We start from the raw sequence: 14,980 nt of genomic DNA, 5'->3' as shown, positions 1-14,980 counted from the left end.
AATTAATCAACGGGCAAGTTTTTCCATGTTGTATTAATTATTTGATAAATTCAATAAAAAGATGTTTTTTAAGAAACCTCTTATTCCAACCTATCGCCTTTGCCACTTGCCGAGAGGTTTACTCATATGATATTAATCAATTAACATCAATTTGAATGTATTTTCATCAACCCCTCTGCGGCGAGAGAATGAGCAAATCCAAACACCCCAGCCGCCCCAGTCCATTGCAACTTGATCTGGCCAATCGCTTGATCCAGCAAATCACTACTGGTGAATTGCCGGCCGGAACCCACCTGACCGAAGAGAGCCTGGCCAGCCATTTCGATGTCTCCCGCACACCGGTCAAAGCTGCACTGCGTCTGGTGGCGCAGCAGGAATTGCTGGATTACCACGTCAACAGCGGCTATTTCGTCAGCACCAACACCAGTCCGAAACCGGTCCCGGACAAGCTTGTCGCCGGCGTCAGCGGCGACGCCCTGTACCAGCAGATGATCCACGACCGCAAGCACAATCTGCTGGCCGACACCATGACGGAAACCGACTTTTTGGAGCAATACGCGGTGTCGCGCAGCCTGCTCAGAGGGACGCTGGTGCGCATGGCTGCAGATGGCTTGATCGAGAAACGGCGCGGCCAAGGCTGGAACTTCCCGCCCATCGTCAGCACACCGGAACTGATGACCGAGAGCTATCAGTTCCGTATCGTCGTGGAATGCGCCGGCCTACTGGAAAGCAGTTTCAAGGCCGATGCCGAACAGTTGCGGAACAGTCGCCTGGCGCATGAAAAGCTGCTGTACCAGGCGCAAGCCGAATATTCCGCCACTGCCTTTTTTGCCCTCAATGCAGCGTTTCACGAAATGCTGGCCCGCTTCTCCAACAATCGCTTCCTGCTTCAGGCGATGCAGCAGCAAAACCAGCTAAGACGACTCGATGAACACCTAGGGGTTTACCATTCGCCCCACCAGATCGATTCCTGCAAAGAGCATTTGCAGATCATCGAGGCGCTGGAAAACGACAACAGAGAATGGGCATCTGCCTTAATGCGGCATCATTTAAGCGTTGCTCGGGACATTAAATAACGGTGCATTTATAGATGCAAAAGAACCAATGAGGTGATTGCCATGCATATCTCTGAATTTGATTGCCTTGCGGACCAGACAGGCTACCTAAAGAGTATTCCCTTGCAACGCAGCTCGCGACGGACTAAACTAACCGAACTTAGTCCGGATCAAAACGCCATGCAAACCTTCAACATCCACGAAGCCAAGACGCATTTATCCCGTCTCGTAGAGCAAGCCGCCAAGGGCGAATCTTTCGTCATCGCCAAGGCCGGCAAACCGCTGGTCAAAGTGATGCCGCTCAATGCGCCAGAGGCAGGCCAGCTAAAGCGGCTGGGCTTCATGGCAGGCCAGATTGCCGTACCGGATGACTTCGACCGCATGGGCGGCAGCGAGATCGAACAATTGTTTGGCGGCGATGAATGAAGTTACTGCTGGATACGCATCTGCTGCTGTGGGCGGCCGGCACCCCCGATCGCTTGTCCGCGGCCGCGCTTGCCCTGATCGGTTCACAGGAAAATGAATTGTTCTTCAGCGCCGCCAGCCTGTGGGAAATCGCCATCAAACGCGGCCTTGGGCGCAGCGATTTCCAGGCCGATGCACGGCTATTGCGGCGCGGCCTGCTGGACAATGGCTATAGCGAGCTGGCGATCGGCAGCGAGCATGCCGTGGCGATCGACAGCCTGCCATCCATCCACAAAGATCCGTTTGATCGGATTCTGGTCGCCCAGGCGACGGTCGAGGGCATCGTCCTGTTGACCGTCGACTCCCTCGTTGCACAGTATCCCGGACCGATCCGGCTACTGTGAACGAGGTCCTGCGCCGGACTTGCCATTGTCGGAACCGTCCGCAAAGATTCTGCTCCGCCTGAAGACAGGCATGGAATAATGCGCAGGAACGCATTTCCTGCCCCAACATTTTTACTGGCTCGTCCATGCCCCCTACTCCCAACGCCGATACGCTGCGTACACCAACCATCACCGATGTTGCACGCGAAGCCAAAGTAGGTAAAACCAGTGTTTCGCGCTACCTCAACGGCGAATTCGACAGCCTTTCCGATGCACTGCGGCTACGCATCCAGCAGGCCATCAGCACGCTCGGCTTCCGCCCCAACCAGATGGCGCGCGGACTCAAGCGCGGCCGCACGCGCATGGTCGGCATGGTGGTCGCCGACATCAGCAATCCCTACTCAGTCGAGGTCATGCGCGGCGTCGAAGCGGCCTGCCAAAAGCAAGGATTCATGCTGATGGTGTGCAATTCGGATAACCAGCTGGAGCTGGAAAAGCGCTACCTGGATTTGCTGACCAACTACCGGGTCGAAGGCCTTGTGATCAATCCGATCGGTTTGCCGGAGGAAGACTTGGCATCCATCAGCAACACCGGCCTGCCGCTGGTCATCATTGACCGCCGCGCCGTCCGCCTGCAGTGCGACATGGTCGGCCTGGACAACCTGCAAGCCGCCACCCTGGCGACACAGCACTTGCTGCAGCAGGGATTTCAATCGATTCATTTTTTTACCGAACCGATCGGCCAGATCAGCAGCCGCAGCGAGCGCGAGCAGGCGCTGCGCCAGGTGGTGGCGGCAGCCGGCAAGGGTTATTCGGCAACCACTTCGGAACTCGACATGGAGGACACTGCCGGCCTTGCCCGCGCCCTGCAGAAAGCCTTGAAAAGTAAGAAGCGCACCGCGATTTTTGCCGGCAACGGCCGCATGCTGCTGAACGTGGCGCTCGGCCTGCAACAGCTGGGCGCGCGCTGGCCCGAGGATATCGGCTTGCTGGGTTTTGACGACCCGAGCTGGGCGGCGCTAGCCGGCAGCGGCATCACCGGCATTCGCCAGCCAACCTTCGAAATCGGCCAGGCCGCGCTGGATTTTCTGGTACAGCGCATCGACGGCATCGCCAGCCCGGCGCGCATGCAAGCCTTCCCGGGCGAATTGAAGATACGCGGCTCCACCTTGCTGAAAAGTGTAACGGAGGCTTGACGGCTGATTTTTTATGAATTACTTTGGAACCGGTTCCATGACTAGTTCCACAAATATCGCCCAAGCTGCATGATATTGCGCATCGGGCAATTTTTTAAATCTTTTATGGAACCGATTCCAAAATGTAATCGCATCCCAGAAATGCGAAGCAGAACGTTATCCAGGAGACAGATTTGCAATCAACCCAATCACCGTCAGATATCTTCATCGTGGCGTCCGCCTATGGTGTCGATTTTGTACAGAAACAAGGCCATGCGGCAGTCCTGCCGCTGGCGGCAAATGCCGGCGCCGACGGACTCGAAGTCCGGCGCGAACTGTTCCTCGGCTCGGATACGGAAATCGCGCTGCAGCTTGCCGGCTTGAAAAGCCTCTTTGGCGCGCATGGCTTGCAGGCAGTGTATTCAGCGCCGGAATCCCTGTTCCGCCCAGACGGCGATCTCGATCTGGCGCTCTTGGCGTCGCGCCTGCATGAAGCGGAAATCCTCGGCGCCGCCACGCTCAAGCTGCAAATGCACGACTATGCCGGCCGCGTCGACGCGGCTGCCCTGCAGCGCGCGCTCGGTCAATCGCCGGTAACGCTGTTGCTGGAAAACGGCCAGCAAAAAAGTGGCTGCAGCATAAGCGAATTCACCAGTTTCTTTGCTGCCTGCAGCGCCAACTCCCCGGCCATCCCGGTGGCAATGACTTTCGATATCGGCAACTGGAGCTGGGCCGGCGAGGATCCTGTGGCTGCAGTCCAGGCGCTGGCGCCGCACGTGCGCTATATTCATTGCAAGGACGTGCAAGGCAGCGGCATGCGGCGCTTTGCGGTAGCGCTTGACGAAGGCAACGTCGACTGGCGCGCTTGCCTGAGCCGGCTTCCCGGCGCCGTCACGCGCGCAATCGAATATCCCTTGCCCGCCGATCCGGCAGCCCAGGCGTGCCATGTCCGGCAACTGCGTGCGGCAGCGACATCTCTTTCTTGCGGAGCAAGCACATGCCAGTAAAATCCCTTGACGTCGTCACCTACGGCGAAGCCATGGCGATGTTTGTCGCCAGCGAAAGCGGCGATCTGGCCAAGGCAAAAAGCTTTGTCAAGCGTGCCGCCGGAGCGGAGCTGAATGTCGCCACCGGCCTGGCGCGACTGGGATTCCGGGTCGGCTGGGTGAGCCGGGTCGGCCGCGATTCATTCGGCCGCTTCGTGCTGGAAACCCTGGCCAGCGAGGGCATCGACAGCACAGCCGTCACCATCGACGAACGCTATCCGACCGCTTTTCAGCTCAAATCGCGCAACGACGACGGCAGCGACCCGGAAATCGAATACTTCCGCCAAGGATCCGCCGCCAGCCAGTTGTCGATCGCCGACTACCGCCCGGAATACTTCCAGGCGGCGCGCCATCTGCATTTATCCGGCGTGGCGCCGGCCATTTCCGCCTCTTCGCTGGAACTGGCCTTCCATATCGCCGGCGAGATGCGTGCCGCCGGTAAAAGCATCAGCTTCGATCCCAATTTGCGCCCCACCCTGTGGCGTTCGCGGGAAATCATGGCGGACCGGCTCAATGCCTTGGCCTCTTATGCCGACTGGGTGCTGCCGGGCCTGGAAGAAGGCCGCATCCTGACCGGCCTGGCCAGTCCGCATGACATCGCCGGTTTCTACCTTGCACGCGGCGCCAGCGGCGTCATCGTCAAGCTCGGCAGCGCCGGCGCCTACCTGCGCACGGCGCGCCAGGAAGCCACCATCCCTGCCGCGCCGGTCGCCAAGGTGGTCGATACCGTGGGCGCCGGCGACGGCTTTGCCGTCGGCGTCATCAGCGCCTTGCTGGAGGGACGCGACGCGCATTTTGCGGCAACCCGCGGCAACTTGATCGGAGCGATGGCGATCCAGGTCAGCGGCGACAGCGAGGGATTGCCGACACGAAAACAGCTAGTGGACTGTAACGGTCCACTAAAACAACACCGCTAAAAAACAACAGGCTAGCAGCAGACCTGAAGAGCGGACAATCAAAACGAGGAGACAAGCAATGGAAACAAGAAAATTGGCGATGCGGCGGTGGTGGTTCATCATACCCATCGTCTTCATCACTTACAGCCTGGCTTACCTGGACCGCGCCAATTTCGGCTTCGCCAGCGCTGCCGGCATCAACCACGATCTCGGCATCACGCAAAGCACCTCGTCGCTGATAGGCGCCCTGTTCTTCCTCGGTTATTTCTTCTTCCAGATTCCTGGCGCCATCTATGCGGAGCGGCGCAGCGTCAAGAAGATGATCTTCTGGAGCCTGGTGCTGTGGGGCAGCTGCGCCGCCCTGACCGGCGTGATCAGCAATATCCCGATGCTGATGGTGATCCGCTTTTCGCTGGGCGTGGTGGAAGCGGCGGTGATGCCGGCCATGCTGATCTATATCAGCAACTGGTTTACCAAAACCGAACGCTCACGCGCCAACACCTTCCTGATCCTCGGCAATCCGGTCACGGTGCTGTGGATGTCGGTGCTGTCCGGCTATCTGGTCAACAGCTTCGGCTGGCGCCACATGATGATCGCCGAAGGCGTGCCGGCGATTGTTTGGGCCTGCATCTGGTGGTTCGTGGTGCAGGACAAGCCGGCTGAATCAACCTGGCTGAAGCCGCAGGAAAAGGCCGACCTCAAGGCGGCGCTCGACCTGGAGCAGGTCGGCATGAAGCCGACGCGCAACTATGCCGAAGCCTTCAAGTCGCCGGCGGTGATCAAGCTGTGCGCGCAGTATTTTTGCTGGAGCATCGGTGTCTACGGTTTCGTGCTGTGGCTGCCGTCCATCCTGAAGAATGCCGCCAACATCAGCATGGTGGAAACCGGCTGGCTCTCTTCCCTGCCCTACCTGGCGGCCGTGATCGCCATGCTGCTGACCTCCTGGGCTTCCGACAAGATGCAGAACCGCAAGCTGTTTGTCTGGCCGGCGCTGCTGATAGCCGCTCTGGCATTCCTCGGTTCCTACCTGCTGGGCAGCAGCAATTTCTGGCTGTCCTACGGTTTGCTGGTGATTGCCGGCGCCGCCATGTACGCCCCTTACGGACCGTTCTTCGCCATCGTTCCCGAACTGCTGCCGAAGAATGTCGCCGGCGGCGCCATGGCGCTGATCAACAGCATGGGCGCGCTCGGCTCTTTCCTTGGCTCCTACGTGGTCGGCTACCTGAACGGCGCCACCGGCAGCCCGTTCGCCTCCTATCTGTTCATGGCCAGCGGCTTGCTGGCTGCGGTGGTGCTGACCATTTCAGTCAAGCCGGAAGCGCAAACCCTGCCGCTGCAGCAGTCGGTCACGCAATGACCAATCGATCAGGAAAAATGATGCAAGCGAAAATCGTACTCTACAAAAAGGTCGCCGACGATGTATTGGCGATGCTGCAGCAGGACTACCACGTGGTGCAATTCGACGGCGTCGACGCCGGCAACCGTGCCGCCTTCATGACGGCAGTGAAGGATGCGGCCGGCCTGATCGGCGCCAGCCTCAAGATCGATGCCGAGATCCTCGACCACGCGCCGCAGCTCAAGGCGATCTCGACCATTTCCGTCGGCGTCGACCAGTTCGACCCGGCCGACCTGCGACGGCGCGGCATCGTGCTTCTGAACACGCCCGATGTCTTGACGGAGACCACGGCGGATACCGGCTTTGCGCTGATACTGGCAGCCGCCAGGCGGGTAGTGGAAATGGCCGACTACGTGAAGCAAGGGCGCTGGACCCACAGCATAGGCGAAGATTGCTTCGGCACCGACGTCCAGGGCAAAACCCTGGGCATCATCGGCATGGGCCGCATCGGCGGCGCCATTGCCCGGCGCGCGTCGCTAGGTTTCGGCATGCAGGTTTTATACAATAACCGTAGCCCCGATCCTGCCGCTGAAACCGCCTACGCGGCGCGTTTCTGCCCGCTCGGCCAGTTGTTGCAGAATGCCGATTTCATTTGCATCACGGCGCCGCTGACGCCGCAGACCCGCGGCATGATAGGCAAAGCTGAGCTGGCGCAGATGCGCTCCAGCACCATTCTCGTGAATATCTCGCGCGGCAGCATCATCGATGAAGCAGCGCTGATCGACGCACTGGAAAGCGGCCGCCTGCGCGCCGCCGGACTGGATGTATTCGAGCGCGAACCGCTGCCTGCGGATTCACGCTTGCTGAGCTTGCCGAATGTGGTCGCGCTGCCGCATATCGGCTCAGCCACGCATGAAACGCGCAAGCGCATGGCGCTGTGCGCGGCGCGGAACCTGCTGGATGCATTAAGCGGAAAACCGACACCGAACGTGGCGAATCGGGCCTGAGAAGGCCCATAGGCTGGCACTAATGCTCAGACCGGATGCGGCAAACGGGCGTCCGCCGCTGCCAGCCGCGCTTCCAGCGCCTGGATTCGTTGCAGCAGCTTAAGCGCCATCGCCAGGCCCTGGGTATCAAGCTCAAAATCGTCGCGCAGACGGCGCGCGGTCCTGGCCACTACAATGGTCTGCGACCGGAATACATATCCGGCCGCCGGGTCGCGGTCCGGCTCGATGGCGCCCAGCGCCACCAGCTCCGCCAGCTCGGCATGGCTGAGTCCGGAATATTCGGCCAGCTCGTCCAGCGAACAGGCATCGGCATCGTTCAGCCAGACCGCTTCTACCAACAGACTAGTCATTCCCGCTCTCCTCAATGCAAATGCTGACGTGGGTCGAAAGCCGATTCCGCGGCGAGCTGCTCAAACAGTTCGCGCTCGCGCGCCGTGGGGACCTTCGGCACTTCTATCCTGACCACCGCATACAGATTGCCCTGCTCGCCGCCGGCGGACGGCAGTCCGCGCTTGGCCAGCCGGAACTGACGGTTGGCCGCGGTGCCGGCAGGGATGTTCAGTTCCACCTTGCCGCCCAGGGTAGGCGCCTGCACCACTGCGCCCAGCACCGCTTCCCATGGCGCCAGCGGCAAATCGAAATACAGATCCTTGCCGGTGACCCGGTACAACGGGTGCGGGATCAGCTTCATCATCACATACAGGTCACCGTGCTTGCCGCCATCGCTGCCCTGCCCGCCCTTGCCTGACAGACGCAGGCGCTGGCCGTCTTCGGCGCCTTTCGGAATGCGCACCCGGAAGGTGCGCGGCACCCGGTGCAATTTGCCGTGTTCGTCGTATTCCGGCATGCTCAGCCGGACATCGGTTTCGCCGCCTTCGTAAATCTGCTCCAGCGTGATGGGCGTGTTGACTTCGTAGTCCTCGCCTCTGCGCGGCCGCGGCCGGCCGCCCTGGCGCGATGCCGCAAAAGCTGCCAGGATGTCGGCCATGTCGACATCGCCGAAGGAGGCGCCGCCGTCGCTGAAACCCTGCTGCCAGGCATGCGGCGGCTCAACGTTTTCGCCAGGCTGGTGGCTGCCCAGCTGGTCATAGGCGGAACGCTTCTCGGCATCCTTCAGGGTCGAATAGGCTTCAGCGATTTCCTTGAATTTTTCTTCCCCGGACGGATCCTTGGAAACGTCCGGATGGTATTTATGCGCCAGCTTGCGATACGCTTGCTTGATTTCAGCCGCGCTAGCAGTCCGCTCGACGCCAAGGGCACTGTAGTAGTCTTTGAATTTCATTTCATCCTTCGTTCAATTTTTCAAAAACTCAACGAAATTCCGATTGAATTCCCGCAACTGGTCGCGCACCTGCTCATCCACCAGCTCGCCGTTCTCATTGAACACCTTGCCGGCGCGCGACACCATCAGGCGGCCGCCAAACCAGGGCTGCATGCCTAGCGTGCGCAACACCGGCAGCCAGGCATTCTGCGACAGGATGGTGCCGAAGCCGCCCGGCGAGGCGCCGATCACCGCCACCCGCCGCCCGTTGAAGATACGCGCGCTGTCGGCCGGCGGCCGCGACAGCCAGTCGAGCGCATTCTTGAACACGCCCGGCATGGAATTATTATATTCCGGCGTCACTAGCAGCAGCGCGTCGGCCACCGCGATCTGCTCCTTCAGCAGCGTGACCGCTGCCGGGATTCCTTCCGCCTGTTCAAGATCGCCGTCATACAAAGGGATGCCCTTGATAGTGCCGATTTCCAGCGTCGCGCCGGCTGGCATCAGGTCCACCGCGGCCCGCAACAAAGCGGCATTCAGCGAGCCGCTGCGCAAACTTCCTGCTACTCCGACGATTTTCGTCATGTGCTTCTCCTCAACGGTTAGCTGGGCGTATCAAGCTTGGTCTGCTGCAAGACGGTGGCAATCGGTGTGCCCTGGCGGATGGTCTTGGTGACCGGCGTCTTCTCGCAGATTTCAGCCAGCCTGGCGATCTGCGCCTCGCTCAGCTGGGCGCCGAAAGCGATGGTGCGATCGATCTTTTCCTGGCCCTGCTCATCGCGCAAAAAGCGCAGGCGGACATCGATCAGGCCCAGCTCCCACTGCTTGCGATCGGCGTACATGCGTAAAGTCAGCGAAGTGCAGGCAGCCAGTCCGGCCAGCAGCAATTCATAAGGGGCAGGACCGCTATCGGTGCCACCGTTGTCCAGCGGCTCGTCGGCGTGCAACTGATGCGTCCTGGCCTGGATTTGTTGGACAAAGCCGGTAACGCTTTGCAGGTGAACAGACGCCATACACTCTCCATATAGTTTCAGATTTCCGGTCGGGCCATATTGCATGGCCGGATTTGATATAGAGACTATAGCCGTTTTGGCGGGCGAGGATAAGTGCAACGCAGGAATCAGACGGCGCCGTCCATCGGGCGCCGCTCAGACCAGGTTATCGAAGCGGCATGCTCAAGCCGCCGCCAGCCGCCACAGCGAAGTCAGCTCCGCGGCGCGCGCGGCATGCAAGGGATCGGACGCATCGGATACCTTCGGGTGTTGCGGCCGGACGTCGATTTTCCCCACGACTTTCAGCCCGGCTGCAGCGATTGCCGCCAGCAGCTCGGCGCGGCTGCGCAAAGCCAGATGTTCGGCCAGGTCGGACAGGATCAGCCAGCCTTCGCCGCCGGGTTCCAGATGCTGTGTCAGCCCGCTCAGGAAGCCGCGCAGCATGCGGCTTTCAGGATCATATACAGCGTGTTCGATCGGCGAGCTGGGGCGTGCCGGAATCCACGGCGGATTGCAGATCACCAGCGGCGCCCGCCCCTCGGGAAAGAGGTCAGCCTGCACCAGTTTCACCTGGCCGTCCAGGTTCAGGCGCAACAGGTTTTCCTTGGCGCAGGACAGCGCGCGCGGGTCCATGTCGGTCGCCACGATCTTGGCCACGCCGCGCTTGGCCAGCAAGGCCGCCAGCACGCCGGTGCCGGTGCCGATGTCGAAAGCCAGTCTGGTGGACGGCAGCGGCGCCTCGGCCACCAGTCCGATGTATTCGCCACGCACCGGCGAGTAGACCCCGTAGTGCGGATGGATGCGCTCGCCCAGCGCCGGGATCTCGACGCCTTTCTTGCGCCACTCGTGGGCGCCGATCAGGCCCAGCAACTCACGCAGCGAAGCGACGAAAGGTTCTGTCGCCGCGCCGTAGGCCTCGTTGCAGGCCTGCTGCACGTCAGGCGCGCGCCGCAAGGGGATGCTGTAGTCCGCCTCGAACGGCAGCAGCAGCATGCCGAGCGTACGGGCGCGCTGCGATTGCGCCTGGCGATGCAGGTTGAAGGCATCGGTCGGCGAGGCCGGCAGCTTGGGACGCTTCTTAGGTTTGGGTTCGGCCCGCCGCGCCAGCGCCTGCAGCAACTGCCGGGCATTCTGGAAGTCGCCGCGCCACAGCATGCCGGTGCCTTCGCAAGCAAGGCGGTAGGCGCTGTCGGCAGTCATGCGGTCGTCCGCAATCACCACCCGCTTCGGCGCTGGATTGCCGCTTTCCGAGCGCCAGTGCGCCGAGCATTCCTGGTCGTTCTCGATCCAGTGGATCAATGGCTGTTCGGCGGCGGTCATACGGCGGGCAGCGACGGCAACGCTGGCAAGGTGGAATTCTGGTGCATGAGGAGATCTCGATCTGTGTATAGGAGGGGGCAGGGAGCGATGTTTGCAAAACATCATCTGCGGGCTCGCCTGACGAAGCAGGCGAGACATTTCCCGCAAGTATACCTCCTGCCCTTGGCGCCCGCCCTTTTCTTTCGCCTGGAATTTCAGGCCATCCGGCCCGACCTTCGTTTTTAAAACGTTTCCCAGTCATCGCTGCCGGAACCGGCCAGCCTGACTGCATTGCGCTGGCACCGGTGCCGGCGTTGCCGCATGCCCGGGCGGCAGTAAAAGACAAGGGACAATCTTGAGAAGCCGGAACCAAATGTTAATTCCACGGCGATTTGACAAATTGCACGGCCAATGCCGCACACATTAACTGTTACCCTAATCATTTAACAATCTGCCACAAACCTGCAGCTGAAAACCTGCAATAATCCCGCGCTGCCTAGGCTAGCCAGCGCCGAATTTTCCCCACATTCGATCCGCCTGGTTTATTGTATCCGCTTAGAAAGATAGCATTTCGGCGCAGTTGTTACATGAGCAATTTCCAGACATTCTCCCGGCCGCAAAAAGAGAATGCTGCGAACATCAATCAACGACAGGAGTGATGACACGTGAAGCAATGGACTATTCGACAACGAATGCTGGTCAGTTTTGGCGTGATCCTGCTGCTGATGGGCTTCATGGCCGGCATCAGTTATGTGAAACTCCAGGCGATCGAGCACGAAACCAACAGCTTCCAGACTGACTCCATGCCCGGCCTGGAACTGAGCACGGGGATTCGCTCAACCTGGTTCCAAAGTTATCTCCTGGTGCTGCAGTCGATTACCGTCGACATCCAGCCGGAGCAGCGCAAACGGGATCTGGCGACGCTGCTCGCCGATAACGAGAAAATGGACAAGCTGGTCGTCGACTATGAGAAAACCATTTTCGAAGCGCAGGACCGGCTCAATTTCGACGCCTTCAAGCAAGCGCGCGTTGGCTACGTCCGTCTGATGGCGGAAGTGCTGCGGCTGGACGATACCCAGAAGAACGCTCAGGCGCGCAGCCTGCTGATCGAACAGCTGGAGCCGGCCTGGCAGCGTGGCCGCGCCGCCGCCACCGTATTGCGCGACTTCAACCAGCAGTCCGAGGTGCGTTCAGTCGAGAAGATCGAAACCGCCGTGGTTGTGGCCAAGAGCACCCTGCTGGCAGCGCTGGCGATCGCCTTGATAGTGGCGCTGATTTGCGGCTTCTTCCTGTTGCGCGCCATCACGCGGCCGATGGAAGAACTGGTCGCGGCGCTGGAGGTGATCCGCTCAGGTGATTTGTCGCAACGCCTCAACCTGAATCGCCACGATGAATTCCAGGCGCTGGAAGTCGGCCTCAACCGCATGTCGGACGAACTGACCGGCCTGGTGGGCCAGGCGCAGAAATCGGCGATCCAGGTCACCACCTCGGTAGTCGAGATTGCCGCCACCGCCAAGCAGCAGCAGGCCACCGCCAACGAAACCGCCGCCACCACCACCGAGATCGGCGCTACTTCACGCGAGATCTATTCCACTTCGCGCGAACTGGTGAGCACCATGAACGAAGTCTCCTCCGGCGCGGAAGAAGCGGCGCGCCTGGGCGGCGCCGGCCAGGTCGGCCTGACGCAGATGGAAGACACCATGCACCACGTGATGGATGCGGCCGGCTCGGTCAACGCCAAGCTGGCCATCCTCAACGAGAAAGCCAGCAACATCAACCAGGTGGTCACTACCATCACCAAGGTTGCCGGACAAACCAACCTGCTGTCGCTGAACGCTGCCATCGAAGCGGAAAAAGCCGGCGAATACGGCCGCGGATTTTCCGTGGTGGCGATCGAAATCCGTCGCCTGGCCGACCAGACCGCCGTTGCTACCTACGACATCGAGCAGATGGTCAAGGAAATCCAGTCGGCGGTGTCGGCCGGCGTGATGGGCATGGACAAGTTTTCCGAAGAAGTCCGGCGCGGCATCGCCGATGTGCAGAACGTCGGCGTCCAGCTGTCGCAGATAATCCAACAAGTGCAGGCGCTGACGCCGCGCTTCCAGTCTGTGCATGAAGGCGTGCAGGCGCAAGCAGTCGGCGCTGAACAGATCAGCCAGGCGCTGAGCCAATTGAGCGAAGCCGCCCAGCAAAGCGTCGAATCGCTGCGGCAGTCGAGCCAGGCGATCGACGAACTGACGCTGACTGCCAACGGCTTGCGCAACGGCGTATCGCGTTTCAAGCTGAAACCGGCCTGAAGCAGAACACGGCCGGGCTCAACTCGTGCGGGCCCGGGCTGCAGGCGAAGACGGTCATTTTGTGCACGCGCACCCAAGAAAAGATATCCAGCCACATGCTCTTTTTATTGTTCCAAATCGGCCAGGACCACTACGCACTGGATACCCGCCAGGTTGCGGTAGTACTGTCGCTGGTCAAGCTGAAACAGATGCCGGCGACGGCGCCGTGGGTGGCTGGCGTGTTCACCTATCGCGGCCAGTCGGTGCCGGTGATCGACCTGAGCCAGCTGGCGATCGGCCAGCCGTCGCAGCAGCGCCTCAGCACCCGTATCGTGCTGGTGCACTATCCGGCGCCGGGAGCGGATACCCGCCTGCTCGGCCTGGTGCTGGAAAAAGCCAGCGAGATCATGCGCCGCGCCCCGTCGGAATTCCGCGACAGCGGCCTGGCTCATGGCGATGCGCCCTATCTGGGCCCGGTCACGGACGATGCGCGCGGCCTGATCCAGTCGGTGCAGGTGCAGGATCTGCTGCCGCCGGAAGTGCGCGCGCAATTGTTTCCGGGCGTGGAGAAATAATGCCGCTGGCAAAATTCGAAACCATGCTGAAACGCACCATGGGCCTGGATATCCAATCCATAGGCCGACCCATGCTCGAACGCGCCTTGCAGGAACGGCAGGGCAGCTGCGGCGCGGCGGATCTTGACGCCTACTGGCTGCTGCTCCAGATGTCTGAACCAGAGCAGCTGCAGCTGATCGAATCAGTGATCGTGCCGGAGACCTGGTTCTTCCGCAATCGCGAAGCGTTCCAGGAAATGGTCCAGCTGCAGCAGCGCTGGCCGCGCCTGATCAGCGCCAGCCAGCCGCTGCGCATCCTCAGCCTGCCCTGCTCTACCGGCGAAGAACCGTATTCGATCGCCATGGCCCTGCTGGATGCAGGCGTGCCGCCGCCGCATTTCCAGATCGATGCGATCGACATCAGCCCGCAATCGCTGCATGTGGCGCGCCAGGCCGTGTACGGCAAGAATTCTTTCCGCGGTGACTACCTGAGTTTCCGCGACCGCTACTTTGCGCTCAATGAACAAGGCTATGCACTATCCGAGACGGTGCGGCAGCAGGTCCGCTTCGCGCAAAGCAATCTGTTCGCAGCCGACCTGCTGGCCGCGCAAGCCCCTTATGACATCATCTTTTGCCGCAATCTGCTGATCTATTTCGATCGCGCCACCCAGCATCAGGCGGTGACCATCCTGCTCCGGCGGCTCGCGCCGGAAGGCCTGGTGTTCGTCGGCCCGGCTGAAAGCTCCTTGATGATGCAGCACGAGCTGACGCCGATCAAGGCGCCGATGGCCTTCGCTTTCCGGCAAGGAGCGCCGAAACCGGAAGTCGCCAGGACGGCAGCGCCGCCCGCTGCCGCCTACGTTCCGCAAACTCAAGTACGGACGCCCGGAACAACGGTGACGCGGACCGCTCAGGCCAAAGCCAGGTCAACCCCAGGCAGCTCCGCCCAGCCGCAGCCCGTGAGCCTGGCGGCGGCGCAGCTGCTGGCTGACCGAGGCAAGCTGAGCGAAGCCGCCGCCTTGTGCGAACAATTCATCAGGCAGCACGGCGCTTCGGCTGCCGCTTACTATCTGATGGCCGTGATCCATGACGCCGCCGACCACAAACAGGCAGCCGCCGACTGCTATCGCAAAGCCTTGTACCTGGAGCCGAGCCACGCTGACGCCATGACGCACCTGGCAGCCCTGCTGCAAACCATGGGCGACCACGCCGGCGCGAAGCTGCTGCAGCAGCGCGCGCGGCGCTCGACCGAAAACAATCCGTCCTGACATGAGCCCAACCCTGAAACCCCACCC

Annotated in this window: 16 protein-coding genes; 11 read left to right on the top strand and 5 right to left on the bottom strand. The window is 61.0% G+C overall.

All coding sequences use genetic code 11. The features are described from left to right. Positions 1 to 188: 188 nt before the first annotated feature. From BCF11_RS23075 to BCF11_RS23040, 8 genes are all read left to right on the top strand, one after another. Positions 189 to 1,076: a GntR family transcriptional regulator gene (locus tag BCF11_RS23075; protein ID WP_098496812.1), complete on the top strand. Its 888-nt coding sequence runs from the start codon at positions 189 to 191 to the stop codon at positions 1,074 to 1,076. 159 nt (positions 1,077 to 1,235) lie between these two features. Further along, positions 1,236 to 1,481: a type II toxin-antitoxin system Phd/YefM family antitoxin gene (locus BCF11_RS23070; protein ID WP_098496811.1), complete on the top strand. Its 246-nt coding sequence runs from the start codon at positions 1,236 to 1,238 to the stop codon at positions 1,479 to 1,481. Continuing rightward, positions 1,478 to 1,864 carry a type II toxin-antitoxin system VapC family toxin gene (locus tag BCF11_RS23065; protein ID WP_098496810.1) on the top strand — a complete coding sequence of 129 codons (387 nt, stop codon included), beginning with the start codon at positions 1,478 to 1,480 and terminating at the stop codon, positions 1,862 to 1,864. The genes BCF11_RS23070 and BCF11_RS23065 overlap by 4 nt, the downstream gene beginning before the upstream one ends. A gap of 125 nt (positions 1,865 to 1,989) precedes the next feature. Continuing rightward, positions 1,990 to 3,039, top strand: coding sequence for a LacI family DNA-binding transcriptional regulator (locus tag BCF11_RS23060; RefSeq protein ID WP_098496809.1), 1,050 nt, complete (start codon positions 1,990 to 1,992; stop codon positions 3,037 to 3,039). 173 nt (positions 3,040 to 3,212) lie between these two features. Continuing rightward, a complete protein-coding gene (locus BCF11_RS23055) occupies positions 3,213 to 4,025 on the top strand; it encodes a sugar phosphate isomerase/epimerase (RefSeq protein WP_158229262.1) in 813 nt (270 codons plus the stop codon). After that, positions 4,016 to 4,981, top strand: coding sequence for a sugar kinase (locus BCF11_RS23050; protein ID WP_098496807.1), 966 nt, complete (start codon positions 4,016 to 4,018; stop codon positions 4,979 to 4,981). Before BCF11_RS23055 ends, BCF11_RS23050 begins: the two co-directional genes overlap by 10 nt. Before the next feature lie 58 nt (positions 4,982 to 5,039). After that, positions 5,040 to 6,317, top strand: a complete 1,278-nt coding sequence (locus BCF11_RS23045) for an MFS transporter (protein WP_098496806.1) — start codon at positions 5,040 to 5,042, stop codon at positions 6,315 to 6,317. 20 nt (positions 6,318 to 6,337) lie between these two features. Beyond that, positions 6,338 to 7,303: a D-glycerate dehydrogenase gene (locus tag BCF11_RS23040; RefSeq protein WP_098496805.1), complete on the top strand. Its 966-nt coding sequence runs from the start codon at positions 6,338 to 6,340 to the stop codon at positions 7,301 to 7,303. Between the two features lie 26 nt (positions 7,304 to 7,329). On the opposite strand, the gene BCF11_RS23035 is transcribed toward BCF11_RS23040, so the two are convergent. The 5 genes from BCF11_RS23035 to BCF11_RS23015 form a co-directional block, all read right to left on the bottom strand. Continuing rightward, positions 7,330 to 7,653, bottom strand: coding sequence for a chaperone modulator CbpM (locus tag BCF11_RS23035; protein WP_233212609.1), 324 nt, complete (start codon positions 7,651 to 7,653; stop codon positions 7,330 to 7,332). 11 nt (positions 7,654 to 7,664) lie between these two features. Beyond that, positions 7,665 to 8,585 (bottom strand): DnaJ C-terminal domain-containing protein, encoded by a 921-nt coding sequence (locus BCF11_RS23030; RefSeq protein ID WP_098496803.1) that lies wholly within the window; start codon positions 8,583 to 8,585, stop codon positions 7,665 to 7,667. Positions 8,586 to 8,597: 12 nt separating this feature from the next. Next, the gene (locus BCF11_RS23025) at positions 8,598 to 9,149 is read right to left on the bottom strand and encodes an NADPH-dependent FMN reductase (protein WP_098496802.1); all 552 of its coding nucleotides are present in this window, start codon (positions 9,147 to 9,149) and stop codon (positions 8,598 to 8,600) included. Positions 9,150 to 9,166: 17 nt separating this feature from the next. Then, on the bottom strand, positions 9,167 to 9,577 hold the full coding sequence (locus BCF11_RS23020) for an OsmC family protein (protein ID WP_098496801.1): 411 nt from the start codon (positions 9,575 to 9,577) through the stop codon (positions 9,167 to 9,169). A 162-nt stretch (positions 9,578 to 9,739) separates the two neighbouring features. Next, entirely contained in the window at positions 9,740 to 10,876 is a 1,137-nt protein-coding gene (locus tag BCF11_RS23015) for a class I SAM-dependent methyltransferase (protein ID WP_098496800.1), read from the bottom strand. A 644-nt stretch (positions 10,877 to 11,520) separates the two neighbouring features. Between BCF11_RS23015 and BCF11_RS23010 the strand changes: the two genes are divergently transcribed. The 3 genes from BCF11_RS23010 to BCF11_RS23000 all read left to right on the top strand — a co-directional run bounded on the left by BCF11_RS23010 (position 11,521) and on the right by BCF11_RS23000 (position 14,953). Continuing rightward, positions 11,521 to 13,152 (top strand): methyl-accepting chemotaxis protein, encoded by a 1,632-nt coding sequence (locus tag BCF11_RS23010; RefSeq protein WP_098496799.1) that lies wholly within the window; start codon positions 11,521 to 11,523, stop codon positions 13,150 to 13,152. Between the two features lie 95 nt (positions 13,153 to 13,247). Then, entirely contained in the window at positions 13,248 to 13,706 is a 459-nt protein-coding gene (locus BCF11_RS23005; protein ID WP_098497660.1) for a chemotaxis protein CheW, read from the top strand. After that, positions 13,706 to 14,953, top strand: coding sequence for a protein-glutamate O-methyltransferase CheR (locus BCF11_RS23000; RefSeq protein ID WP_098496798.1), 1,248 nt, complete (start codon positions 13,706 to 13,708; stop codon positions 14,951 to 14,953). Before BCF11_RS23005 ends, BCF11_RS23000 begins: the two co-directional genes overlap by 1 nt. Positions 14,954 to 14,980: the final 27 nt, after the last annotated feature.

The organism is Collimonas sp. PA-H2 (genome assembly GCF_002564105.1).
In the GTDB taxonomy this organism is placed as follows: Bacteria; Pseudomonadota; Gammaproteobacteria; order Burkholderiales; family Burkholderiaceae_D; genus Collimonas.
The sequence above is the reverse complement of the archived record's forward strand: the minus strand, read 5'-3'. Positions and strand labels throughout refer to the sequence as shown.

Bases quoted from the DNA above. Each gene is read 5' to 3' on its own strand.
- BCF11_RS23075 (WP_098496812.1), top strand. From the start codon at position 189: ATGAGCAAATCCAAACACCCCAGCCGCCCCAGTCCATTGCAACTTGAT.
- BCF11_RS23070 (WP_098496811.1), top strand. From the start codon at position 1,236: ATGCAAACCTTCAACATCCACGAAGCCAAGACGCATTTATCCCGTCTC.
- BCF11_RS23065 (WP_098496810.1), top strand. From the start codon at position 1,478: ATGAAGTTACTGCTGGATACGCATCTGCTGCTGTGGGCGGCCGGCACC.
- BCF11_RS23060 (WP_098496809.1), top strand. From the start codon at position 1,990: ATGCCCCCTACTCCCAACGCCGATACGCTGCGTACACCAACCATCACC.
- BCF11_RS23050 (WP_098496807.1), top strand. From the start codon at position 4,016: ATGCCAGTAAAATCCCTTGACGTCGTCACCTACGGCGAAGCCATGGCG.
- BCF11_RS23045 (WP_098496806.1), top strand. From the start codon at position 5,040: ATGGAAACAAGAAAATTGGCGATGCGGCGGTGGTGGTTCATCATACCC.
- BCF11_RS23040 (WP_098496805.1), top strand. From the start codon at position 6,338: ATGCAAGCGAAAATCGTACTCTACAAAAAGGTCGCCGACGATGTATTG.
- BCF11_RS23035 (WP_233212609.1), bottom strand. From the start codon at position 7,653: ATGACTAGTCTGTTGGTAGAAGCGGTCTGGCTGAACGATGCCGATGCC.
- BCF11_RS23030 (WP_098496803.1), bottom strand. From the start codon at position 8,585: ATGAAATTCAAAGACTACTACAGTGCCCTTGGCGTCGAGCGGACTGCT.
- BCF11_RS23025 (WP_098496802.1), bottom strand. From the start codon at position 9,149: ATGACGAAAATCGTCGGAGTAGCAGGAAGTTTGCGCAGCGGCTCGCTG.
- BCF11_RS23020 (WP_098496801.1), bottom strand. From the start codon at position 9,577: ATGGCGTCTGTTCACCTGCAAAGCGTTACCGGCTTTGTCCAACAAATC.
- BCF11_RS23015 (WP_098496800.1), bottom strand. From the start codon at position 10,876: ATGACCGCCGCCGAACAGCCATTGATCCACTGGATCGAGAACGACCAG.
- BCF11_RS23005 (WP_098497660.1), top strand. From the start codon at position 13,248: ATGCTCTTTTTATTGTTCCAAATCGGCCAGGACCACTACGCACTGGAT.
- BCF11_RS23000 (WP_098496798.1), top strand. From the start codon at position 13,706: ATGCCGCTGGCAAAATTCGAAACCATGCTGAAACGCACCATGGGCCTG.